At 47.5% G+C, this 11762-nt stretch carries 10 protein-coding genes; 8 read left to right on the top strand and 2 right to left on the bottom strand.

Annotation, left to right across the window (positions count from 1 at the left end; genetic code table 11):
* Positions 1-26 precede the first annotated feature (26 nt).
* The 8 genes from pheS (at position 27) to SD450_RS06250 (ending at position 10622) form a co-directional block, all read left to right on the top strand.
* Entirely contained in the window at positions 27-1046 is a 1020-nt protein-coding gene (gene pheS, locus SD450_RS06215) for a phenylalanine--tRNA ligase subunit alpha (RefSeq protein ID WP_318343766.1), read from the top strand.
* Positions 1047-1351: 305 nt separating this feature from the next.
* Entirely contained in the window at positions 1352-1828 is a 477-nt protein-coding gene (locus SD450_RS06220) for a GbsR/MarR family transcriptional regulator (protein WP_318343767.1), read from the top strand.
* A 46-nt stretch (positions 1829-1874) separates the two neighbouring features.
* Positions 1875-2942 carry an efflux RND transporter periplasmic adaptor subunit gene (locus tag SD450_RS06225; protein ID WP_318343768.1) on the top strand — a complete coding sequence of 356 codons (1068 nt, stop codon included), beginning with the start codon at positions 1875-1877 and terminating at the stop codon, positions 2940-2942.
* A gap of 33 nt (positions 2943-2975) precedes the next feature.
* On the top strand, positions 2976-6110 hold the full coding sequence (locus SD450_RS06230; RefSeq protein WP_318343769.1) for an efflux RND transporter permease subunit: 3135 nt from the start codon (positions 2976-2978) through the stop codon (positions 6108-6110).
* Positions 6111-6126: 16 nt separating this feature from the next.
* On the top strand, positions 6127-7527 hold the full coding sequence (locus tag SD450_RS06235) for a TolC family protein (protein ID WP_318343770.1): 1401 nt from the start codon (positions 6127-6129) through the stop codon (positions 7525-7527).
* Between the two features lie 12 nt (positions 7528-7539).
* Complete coding sequence (locus SD450_RS06240; RefSeq protein ID WP_318343771.1) at positions 7540-8145, top strand: TetR/AcrR family transcriptional regulator; 606 nt, start codon at positions 7540-7542, stop codon at positions 8143-8145.
* A 153-nt stretch (positions 8146-8298) separates the two neighbouring features.
* Complete coding sequence (locus SD450_RS06245; RefSeq protein ID WP_318343772.1) at positions 8299-9492, top strand: pyridoxal phosphate-dependent aminotransferase; 1194 nt, start codon at positions 8299-8301, stop codon at positions 9490-9492.
* Entirely contained in the window at positions 9492-10622 is a 1131-nt protein-coding gene (locus SD450_RS06250) for an AEC family transporter (RefSeq protein ID WP_318343773.1), read from the top strand. The genes SD450_RS06245 and SD450_RS06250 overlap by 1 nt, the downstream gene beginning before the upstream one ends.
* A 4-nt stretch (positions 10623-10626) precedes the next feature.
* On the opposite strand, the gene SD450_RS06255 is transcribed toward SD450_RS06250, so the two are convergent.
* Complete coding sequence (locus tag SD450_RS06255; protein WP_318343774.1) at positions 10627-11289, bottom strand: lysoplasmalogenase; 663 nt, start codon at positions 11287-11289, stop codon at positions 10627-10629.
* Positions 11283-11756, bottom strand: coding sequence for a CYTH domain-containing protein (locus SD450_RS06260; RefSeq protein WP_318343775.1), 474 nt, complete (start codon positions 11754-11756; stop codon positions 11283-11285). Before SD450_RS06260 ends, SD450_RS06255 begins: the two co-directional genes overlap by 7 nt.
* Between the last annotated feature and the right edge of the window lie 6 nt (positions 11757-11762).

The raw sequence follows: 11762 nt of genomic DNA on the forward strand, positions 1-11762 counted from the left end.
AAATTTGTCCGCGAATAGAGCTGAACATGATCGAGACCATAAAGGAACACTTGGCCGAAGTAGAAAAATTCTCTTCAACCTCATTAGAAGAAATTGAAACTTTCCGAATCAAATATTTGGGAAAAAAAGGCTTGTTGAACACCTTCTTTGCCGAATTCAAAAATGTGCCCAATGGGGAGAAAAAAGAATTTGGACAGGTCATCAACCAATTGAAGAGTGCAGCGACCGAAAAGGTGAACACCCTCAAGGAGGCCATGGAAAACCAAGTGGATTCCAAAGGGAAGTTCGGTGACCTCACCCGACCTGGGGAACCCATAGAAATTGGGGCAAGGCACCCTATATCCATTGTCAAGAACCAGATCATCGACATCTTTTCCCGAATAGGCTTCAATGTTTCCGAAGGGCCTGAGATAGAGGACGATTGGCACAATTTTACGGCATTGAACCTGCCCGAGTACCATCCTGCCCGTGACATGCAGGACACGTTTTTCATCCAGACCGATCCGGACATCCTCTTGCGCACCCATACCTCTTCCGTACAGGTGAGATATATGGAAAGCCACAAACCGCCCATCCGTACCATTTCTCCTGGAAGGGTATACAGGAACGAGGCCATTTCGTCGCGTTCCCACTGTTTTTTCCATCAAGTGGAAGGCTTGTATGTGGACAAGAATGTCTCCTTTGCCGATCTGAAGCAGACCCTGCAGTATTTTACTTCTGAAATGTTCGGGAAATCCAAGATCAGGTTGCGGCCATCCTATTTCCCTTTTACGGAGCCCAGTGCCGAAGTGGACGTGTATTGGGGGCTGGAGACTGAAACGGACTACCGCATGACCAAGGGAACAGGTTGGTTGGAAATCATGGGTTGTGGCATGGTGGACCCCAATGTGCTCAAAAATTGTGGCATAGACCCCGAAGTATATTCCGGGTTCGCTTTTGGAATGGGCATAGACAGGATAGCGCTCCTCCTCCACCAAATTTCTGACATTAGACTGCTGAGCGAGAACGACGTCCGCTTTTTGGAGCAGTTCAAGAGCGCCCTTTAGTCGCGAAATACCTGCTTAAATCGGCTGCTAGCAAATCGTGGGGCCAAGAATCGGAGGTCAGGAATTGGGAATCGATTTTTAGGAGGCAGCGGCAATTTTCAGTTGTCCAAATCCATACATTAAATCCAATGAGGATTAAGAACGTAATCGAACAACTGCGCCCCGAAACATCTCTTTTCTATTTTCTATTGTCCAGTTTCTAGCATTTGGAAACAAGCGTTGAACTTTTAACACAACTTTAAGTTCGTTTGGTTTTGTTTGTTCCGAACCAATATTAATTTTGCGCCTTCAAACTATTGGATGATATGGTAAAAACGAAGGATGAGTTGATAGAAACCTTGGGACTACATTTGGAAGGGGAACACAATCTCCCGCCATTGGCGGCCCGCCTCTATGCCATTCTAATCATGACAAACGAGGACGGATTGACCTTTGAGGATTGTCTCGAAAAACGTGGGGCGAGCAAAAGTTCAACCTCAACCTCACTGAACCTGCTGCTCAACATGGGCATAGTCACCTATTTTACCAAGCCGGGCGACCGAAGAAGGTATTTTTCCCTTGCCAAGAAAAAGACATTCTTCCTTACCAAACTACAGGAAAGCCTGAAACGCCTTGAAAACGAAAAAAAAATCATCACTTTGGTCATGGGCTACCATGAAAAAAACAGTCCGAAAAAATTCGAGGAGGGCAAGGCCAGAACAAGCATTTACCTCGACTATATCCATAAGAACGAGACCCTTTTAAAAGAATCCATCAAAAAACTAGAAATCATATTGGATTAAAAATCCAATGTCCAACTATCAAAACCTTAAACACTTAAGTTCGTACATGAAAACAATCAAGATACCCTTTGTATTGGCAGGAATGGTCCTTTTAATGTCCTGTGGCGGCAAAACCCAGCAGCAATCCGCACCGCCACCGCCGTCCCTCAAAACCACTGCCCTGAAAAAGCAGGACATCACCATATACAATACCTACTCCACCTCAATGGAGGGAATCCAAAACGTGCAGATTTGGCCCAAGGTTTCAGGTTTTGTCCAAAACATTTATGTGGAAGAGGGGCAAAAAGTGAAGAAAGGGCAGTTGCTTTTCAAATTGGAGACCCAGACTTTGTCCCAAGACGCCAATGCAGCCAAAGCTTCGGTGAACGTGGCCCAAGTGGAAGTGGACAAGTTGGTCCCTTTGGTAGAAAAGGGCATCATCAGCAACGTACAACTTGAAACCGCCAAGGCCCAATTGGAGCAGGCCAAGAGCAATTACAACAGTATCACCGCAAACATTGGGTACTCCAACATCGTGAGCCCCGTGAACGGTTATATCGGTGTGATTCCCTACAAAGTAGGGGCCCTTGTGAGCAGTACGATGGCGCAGCCCCTGACCGTGGTCTCGGACATCAGCGGTATCAGGGCCTATTTTTCCATGAACGAAAAAGAGCTGCTCCAAATGAAAACGCAAATGGCAGCAAATGCCAACGAAAGCACTGCGGGATCTACCCCAGAGGTGGAATTGGTCATGATCAATGGGGAGACATATCCTTATAAAGGGAAAATAGCCATGGTGAACAACATCATCAACCCCACCACCGGAAGTGTTTCCCTTAGGGCGGATTTTGAGAATCCCGATCTTTTGTTGAGTTCAGGGAGCACTGGAAAAATACGGGTTCCTTCCACCTACAAAGATGTGTGGGTGATTCCCCAGTTCGCGACCGTGGACCTTCAAGGCACCAAAATGGTGTTTGTGCTCAATGGAGAGACCGTGAACACAAAGCCTATCGACATTGTTGCACAGACCGATACGGAATTTGTCGTATCCGAAGGCTTTGAGGAGGGAACGACCATTGTGACCGAAGGTGTATCCAAATTGAGGGATGGACAGACCATCAACCCTATCAAATAATTGTACCGTCAACCTTATTAGAACAAACTATCCATGTTCCAAAAATTCATAGACCGTCCCGTACTGTCCACAGTAATATCCGTCATCATTTTGATCTTGGGTGTTCTTGGACTCAGCGTTCTCCCCGTAGAACAATATCCAGAAATAGCACCGCCCACCGTTCAGGTCACCGCCAACTATACGGGTGCAAGTGCTGAAACCGTGTTAAAAAGTGTGGTCATCCCCCTCGAAGAACAGATCAACGGGGTGGAGGGCATGACCTACATGACCTCTTCGGCCAGTAATGATGGCGCGGCCAACATCAGCGTATATTTTGAATTGGGCGTTGATCCAGACATCGCCGCCGTCAACGTACAGAACAGGGTATCCCGGGCCAACAGCCTTTTGCCCCAAGAAGTGATACAAACGGGGGTCAACACCCAGAAGGCGCAGAACAGTGCCTTGCTCTTCTTCTCCATTTTTTCCAAAAATGAAAACTACGACGGAACGTTTGTGGAGAACTATGCAAAGATCAACCTAGTACCCAAGCTCCAAAGGATCAAGGGTGTTGGTAACGTAAACGTGTTCGGGGCCAAGGACTATTCCATGCGGATTTGGATTTCCCCGGACAAAATGGCCGCCTATAATCTTGTACCTGCCGATATCCAAGCCGCCCTTCGGGAGCAGAACCGCGAGGCCGCTACAGGTAAAATTGGGGAAAATGCCGATGGTATCTTCGAATATGTGATGAAGTACAAGGGCCGCCTGTCCGAGGTGGAAGAATACCAGAACATCATTCTAAAAACGACTGAAGATGGAGGCTTTCTCCGTTTAAAAGATGTTGCCGAGGTTGAACTCGGGGCATTCAGCTATGTCAGAAAGAACTCGGGGATGGGTAATCCCGGGGTTGCCGTTGGGGTATATCAGACCTCAGGCTCCAACGCCAATGAGATTATAGAACAAATAGAGCTTATTTTGGAAGAAAGCAAGGCTGAATTCCCAAAAGGCTTGGATTATGTCATCCCTTTCAATTCCAAGGATTTCTTGGATGCCTCCATAGATCACGTGGTCCAGACATTGATCGAGGCCTTTATCTTGGTGTTCATCGTGGTGTTCCTGTTCCTTCAGGATTTTAGGTCCACATTGATCCCCGCCATTGCCGTGCCCGTGGCCATTGTGGGAACCTTTTTCTTTCTCCAGTTGTTCGGATATTCCATCAACATGCTTACCCTTTTTGCCATGATATTGGCCATTGGTATCGTGGTGGATGATGCGATCGTGGTGGTGGAAGCGGTCCACGCGAAGCTGGAAGAGGGCGCCTCCTCTGCAAAAACTGCATCGAAAAAGGCCATGAGCGAAATTTCCGGGGCCATTATCTCCATCACCTTGGTGATGTCCGCCGTGTTTATCCCGGTATCCTTTATCCAAGGATCGTCAGGGGTATTTTACCAGCAATTCGGCATCACATTAGCCGTGGCCATTCTTATCTCGGCCATCAATGCGTTGACGCTCAGCCCGGCATTGGCCGCATTGTTCCTAAAACCACATAATCCTGAAAAAGGACATAAGTCCAATTTCATAACGCGCTTTTTCAAGGCTTTCAACGTTGGTTTCAATGCTATTACGAATAAATATACCAATACCGTTGGCCGTATGGTCAAGAGAAAATGGATCACGGTTGTCCTCTTGTTGGCCTTTACCGGAATTGCCATCTTTCTGTTCAAATCCACTCCATCCGGTTTTGTCCCCGATGAGGATAGGGGCATCATCTTTGCCAATGTGAGCATGCCTCCCGGAACGACCATAGAGAAGACGGAAGAGACCATCATGAAGCTGGATTCCATCTATGAATCCATGGACATCATCGATGCCAGGATGAGTGTGGCCGGGTTCAGCTTGCTGAGCCGTGTGAGTGCCGGTTCCTATGCATTTTCCATCATGAAGTTGAAGGATTGGAGCGAGAGAGAGGCTGATTCCCTCTCCGTTGAGGCCACTTTGCAAAAATTGTATGGCATGTCGGCACAGTTCAAGGATGCACAGATCATCTATTTTACCCCTCCCAGCATACAAGGTTTTGGTACCAGTTCTGGTTTTGAGGTGCAGTTGCAGAGCAAAGGAGGTGATGATTGGCTTTCCATCAACGATGTGAAGAACCAATTTTTGGAAGCCCTTAACGCAAGACCTGAAATTCAATATGCCATTTCACAGTTCGATCCAGGGTTCCCCCAATATGATCTGGATATTGACATCGAAAAGGCAAAAATGTCAGGATTCTCCGCAACAGATATCTTCAATGCACTACAAGGGTACTATGGAGGGATCTATGCCACGGATTTCAACAAATTTGGAAAACAGTACCGCGTCATGATCCAGGCCAAGCCCGAAGATCGAGCCAACGAAAACTCATTGAACCATATTTTTGTAAGGAACGCCAATGGAGAATCCGTGGCGGTGAGCCAGTTTGTGGACCTCAAGAAAATTTATGGCCCTGAAGTGGTGGAACGGTTCAACTTGTTGAGCTCCGTGAAGATCACCGGGGTTCCCAATGCCGGCTACAGTACCGGTGATGCCATCAATGCCATAGAGGAAGTGGCCGCACAAGTGTTGCCCAACTCCTATACCTATGACTATTCGGGCCTTACCCGTGAAGAGACCAATGCAGGGTCGCAGACCATCCTCATTTTCATTTTGAGTTTGGTGTTCGTGTATTTCTTGTTGAGCGCGCAGTATGAAAGTTATATTCTGCCCCTCTCCATTTTACTATCGCTCCCCGTGGGGATTGCGGGAGCCATTCTCTTTATCAACTTGGCCGGGCTCCAGAACAACATCTATTTCCAGATTGCCCTCATCATGTTGATAGGTCTTTTGGCCAAGAACGCCATTTTGATCGTGGAGTTTGCGCTTCAGCGTAGAAGGGCCGGACTGTCGCTGTTCGATGCCGCAGCCGATGGTGCACGGGCGAGGTTACGGCCTATTTTGATGACCTCTTTCGCCTTCATCTTTGGTCTGCTGCCTTTGGCTTTGTCATCGGGCATCGGTGCCATCGGAAACCAATCCATAGGATTGAGCGCCGTGGGCGGAATGCTCATTGGGACCATTTTGGGTGTCTTTGTCGTACCGGTTCTCTTTGTCGTATTCCAGGCATTGCAGGAACGGATTTCGGGCAAACCCTCAGAAATAAATGCATAACCACAACTTAGTACTCATGAAAATAAAACCCACATATAAACTGTTCCTCATACTTTCAGCTCCTTTACTCTTGCAGTCCTGCTTTGTGGCAAAAAACTATTCGCGCCCCGAATTGGAGACCGAAAGTTTGTACCGAACGGACAATTTGCCCCAAGACAGTATCTCCATGGCCAGTGTGTCGTGGAGGGAACTGTTCAACGATGAGCAATTGAAATCCTATATTGCCCAAGGATTGGAGAACAATTTGGACATAAGGATTGCCCTTCAAAATGTAGTTGCTGCAGAGGCTTACCTCAAACAAGGAAAGGCAGGCTATTATCCAACGCTTTCCGGAACGGCCAGTTTCACCAGGACCAAAAACTCCAAAAACAGCCAGTTTGGAAGTTTCTTTACCCGTCCGTTGGAGCAATACGAGCTTTCCGGTTCGCTTTCATGGGAAGCCGACATTTGGGGCAAGATCCGAAGCAACAAAAGGGCCTTTGGTGCTTCCTACTTGCAGAGTGTTTCGGCACACCAAGCGGTAAAGACCGATTTGGTGGCCTCCATCGCCAGTACCTATTACCAACTTATGGCCTTGGACAAACAACGCCAGATAGCCGAGCAGACCCTTGAGGCACGAAAAAGCAGTCTGGAAACCACGTTGGCCCTGAAAGAAGCGGGACAGGTCACCGAAGTGGCCGTCAAACAGACCGAGGCCCAAGTGCATACTACGGAAATCATCCTCATCGACCTGGAAAACAATATCAAACTGCTGGAAAACGCCTTCTGCATCTTGATGGGTGAACCTTCCCACAAAGTGGAAAGGGGCAGTCTGGACAACCAGACCATCGGCACCGACCTGAAAACTGGCGTGCCCTACCTCCTCCTCACCAACCGCCCTGACGTGATGCAAGCGGAATATGGCCTCATCAATGCCTTTGAACTGACCAATGTGGCCAAGAGCAGCCTATACCCATCCCTAAGCCTTTCAGCTAATGGAGGGTTCCAAAGCCTGGAGTTTGAAAATTGGCTGGATGCCAGCTCGCTGTTCTCCCAATTGGTGGGTTCCTTGACACAGCCCATCTTCAACGGACGAAGGTTGCGCACCCAAATGGAAGTGGCCAAGGCCCAACAGGAGCAAGCGCTACTTAACTACAAAAAAACCTTGCTCACCGCGGGCAGGGAAGTGAGCGATGCGCTCTACACGTATAACGCTGAAACGGAAAAATTGGAAGCCCGTTCCAAGGAACTCGAGGCTTATGCGACTGCGGAAGATTACTCGGAGGAATTGCTGAACAACGGTCTTGCCAATTATCTGGAAGTATTGACCGCAAGGCAAAATGCGCTGAACTCGGAACTTAGCTACGTGGATTCCCAGTACGGACAATTGAACGCCATGGTGGAGCTGTATAGGGCCCTTGGCGGTGGATGGAGATAAAAAAGTTGCATTGTGGACAGTAGGGAAGAATTGTTGGAATTTGCCATAGAAAACTTCACCAAGTTTGGGAGCAAGCGCTTTTCCATGGACGAGATGGCCCATAGCCTGGGCATTTCCAAAAAGACGCTCTATAAGCATTTCGGCAGCAAGGAAGAATTGGTCACGGAAAGTCTTCGGTTCTTTTTGGGGAAGGTAAAAAGCAATGTGGACAACTATATGCTTGAAAACCCCAACGAGGACCAGCCACTGTCCACCATCATCTTTATATACAAACAAGGGTTGATGGTCCTACAGGAAATCAACCCTTCCTTTCTGTATGGCTTGGGCAAATATTACCCCAAAGCGTTCGAATTTTACGCCGAGTTTAAAAGGGACATCGTTTGGAACATCGTATGTCCGCTGCTGAACAAGGCACAAACAATGGGGCAGGTACGGCCAGATGTCAAGGTGGAACTGGTCTGTATGCTCTTTCTGTCCCGGATGGAGGATACCGTTTACTCCAACAACAGTCTGTTTGATGAATACAGCATACAGGACCTCTTGGAGCATATCATCATCAATAACCTAAGGGGAATCCTGACGATGGATTACCTCAAGACCTGTCCTTTGGCAAAATAGCCCCTCCCAAAAACCCAAAGTCATGGCAATATGAAAAAAAGAGGCCCCTTATTTTTCAATAGCCATATTTTAAGGTGTTGATTTTTATGTTTTTAGCATAGGTTTTAGCGGAATGATCCCCTAAATTTAAGTTCAGCTAAAAACTCAACTCACATGGGAACAACCAACATCAACCGAAGAGACTGGATCCGAAAAAGTATGCTCACCGCAGGTGGGGCCATGGCCCTGCCCTATTTTGGCCTTGCCGAAACACCCAGGATGCCTTTACAATTGGACGCCAAGGGAAATGCAATCTATAGCCCATTTTTTAAGGAATACTTGCCAAACTTGGAATCAGGGATGCCTGACCTCGTCGCCAAACTGAATGCGAACGAAAACCCTTATGGCCCTTCTCCTATGGCTTTGGAAGCGTTTAAAAATGCTGCTGCAGGAGGCAACAGGTATGCTTGGAAGGAACTGTTCCAACTTGTGGACAAGATTGCTGATTTTGAAGGTGTCCAGAGCAAGAATATCATGATGGGCCCCGGGTCCTCCGATCTTTTGGAGAAAACGGCCATGGTGCTGTTCATGAACGGGGGCAATATCGTTTCCGCGGATCCTGCCTATATGTCGCTCATCCGAGTGGCCGAGTCGGTTGGGGCCACATGGAAGCCCGTTCCACTCAAAGACGATTGGTCACATGATCTGAAAGCCATGGAAGAGGCCATTGATGCCGATACCAAATTGGTCTATATCTGTAACCCCAACAACCCCACCGGGACCATCACTGAACATCAAGAACTTGTGGATTTCTGTTCCCGGGTTTCCGAAAAAGTCCCTGTTTTTGTGGATGAGGCCTATCTGTGGTTCTTGGAGGACAATGCCAAAAAAAGCATGGTGTCCCTTATCAACGAGGGCAAGGATGTCATCATTGCCCGTACATTTTCAAAGATCCACGGTATGGCCGGTCTTCGCGTAGGCTATATCGTTGCACAGGAATCCACCTTGGACAAGCTCCAAAATATCACCCGTGGGGGGATGGGTATTTCCTATCCTTCAGTCTATGCCGCTATCGCTGCCATGGACGATTCCGCTTTTATCGATAAGTCCCGTACCCTTAACGCAGAGTGCAGGGAATATGTTTACAACAGTTTGGACCAGATGGGCATTGAATACGTGCCCTCACACACCAGCTTCCTTATTTTCCCCATAGAGATGGAAGGCAAGGCCTTTCTCGAAAAGATGACGGAGCTCCAAGTAGGTGTTCGGGCCTTTGAGTTTATGGGAAAAAATTGGTGCAGGGTGAGCATGGGTACTATGGACGAAATGAAAATGTTCACTGCCGCGCTCAATAAAGTGTTGGTATAGTGGATATTGGATTTCAAAAAACCGTTGTATTTCTTTTTTTCATCTTCATTGGCATCTTGCTCAAGAGCAAGTTCAAATCCAAGGAAGAGATTACCGGTATTAAAAAAATAATCCTCAACCTGGCCCTGCCCGCTACTATTTTTATTGCGCTTTTGGGCATAAAAGTAGAGCCACATCTTTTGATATTGCCCTTATTGGCCCTTGGGCTCAACCTATTGTTGTTCTTGGCCATGCCCATCATATTGCCCATAATGGGTATTGGTAGGGGCACTCCCGAGTTTCGGACGGCCAAATTATTGGTCCCATCGCTTGCGCCTGGATTGTCCTCCTTTCCGTTCATCTTGGAATTTCTGGGGGAAGACTATCTGGCCAAGGCAGCCATGTCCGATTTGGGAAACAAGGTGTTTGTGCTTTTCTTCCTATATCTAGTCGCCATGAACTGGCATTATGGACTTCAATCCAGCGGCAAAAAAAATGATGGGAAAAAACTCGTCCCCATGATCAAGGCCATGGTCTTCGAACCCGTGAACATCTTCATTGGGGTGGCATTGGTATTGCTCGCTTTGGGTATGTCCATGGATTCTCTGCCCTTTTTCCTCAGCGAAACATTGGAAAAACTCAGTTTAATCATGACACCTTTGGTGTTACTTTTCATCGGCTTGGCCGTAAAGATCAAAAGAAAACAGTTTTTTCAGATTTTTTCATTGCTTTGCACCCGTGCCGGATTGGTCCTCTTGATCTGTGGTGCCTTTATCCTGATTTCCGGGATACAGGCCCAAAACGAGATATTGCTCATCTTGGCCTTTGGCCTGAGTGCCTGTAGTTTTTGGCCCTATGCCCATATCGCTGCAGTGGACAGCATGGAAATGGAGGTGGAACCTCAGAAAAAAACCTTCAGCAGCAGCTTTGGGGTGGCCGTTTTGGCTCTGTCGTTCCCATTGTCCACCATGCTCATCCTTGCCATTTTGAACAGTGGTTCCTTTTTTGGGCAGTCCTATACCATTTTGTGGGTTGGTCTGTTGTTGTTGGCCGTTGGATTGTCCATTCCCCTATGCATCGGATTGAACAAAAAATGGTCCATCCAAAGGATGGTCGGGTACAAATTAAAGTCGGCCACGGAGAATGCTTGATTCGTTACCCTTTCTGTTTGGTGACAATCTGATAGGTCGCATTGGCAATCAAGGCTATGCTGAGCCAATAGGTCCCTAAAATGACCAAGCTGGACAGGTAGAAGGGCGATTTGAACTTTGCTATGGCTATCATGGTATCGGAGAACATGAACAACAGCACCGCTAAGGCAATCCATTGGTATGCTTTTCCCCGGTCCCTTAAAAAAGTTCCTATACCCTGCCAGGCCATGAACGAGATAACAAGGACATAAAGTGCTACGGGCACCATAAACGCCCCCAAATCGGGTTTCAACCAAAAAAATAAGACCGCTGCAATTCCGAACAGGGCCACAAACGAACCCCAATGGAGATAAAATCCCTTGTGCCTGATGAATGCAAGGGCAAAAAGTACATGACCCACCAGAAAAGTGGCCAACCCATAAACGAAGTATGCTTCAAAGAGCAACAGCACATCGCCCACCAAGCAGAAAAACAGTGCTGCCAAAATCCCGTTCCTGAACGGAGTATTGGGAAGAAAAAAGAGGTGTGACATGATCAATATCGTAGTCAAAGGTTTTAGGAAAACATAGATTTCCCTGTTTCCTGACATCTCAAAATAGATGGCCAAACTGGCGGAGACCAGACACAATAGATTGATGAAAACTGGTCTTTTGAGTGATGTTACCATTCCTTGAAAGGTGTTTTGCTCAATTGGGAATTGTAATATTTTCGTTGACCAGTGACCTCTTCCCCAAGCCACTCGGGTCTTTCAAAAGGTTCATCCTCGTGTTCGAGTTCCACTTCGGCCACAATGAGGCCCCTGTTCTCCCCCAAAAACTCATCCACTTCAAAAATGTGTTTCCCGCGGGGCACTTCAAAACGGTGTTTTTCCAATATCCCGGTTTCACATAGATCGATCAAATTGGTGGCTTCTGCCGTACTGATTTCTATTTCCCATTCAAAACGGGTGGTACCCGAATCGTTGGAAGCCCCTTTCACCGTCAAAAAACCCTTTTCCCCCATGATCCTGACCCGCACGGTCCGACTTGGGTCGGTGTTCAAGAATCCTTGCACAATACGGGTCTGGGATGTGGCCGATTGCTTATAGGCATCCGAGGTGACCAAAAATTTCCGTTCTATTTCCAGATGTTCCATCAAACT

The sequence above is a fragment of the Flagellimonas baculiformis genome, assembly GCF_033441575.1.
Classification (GTDB): Bacteria; Bacteroidota; Bacteroidia; order Flavobacteriales; family Flavobacteriaceae; genus Flagellimonas; species Flagellimonas baculiformis.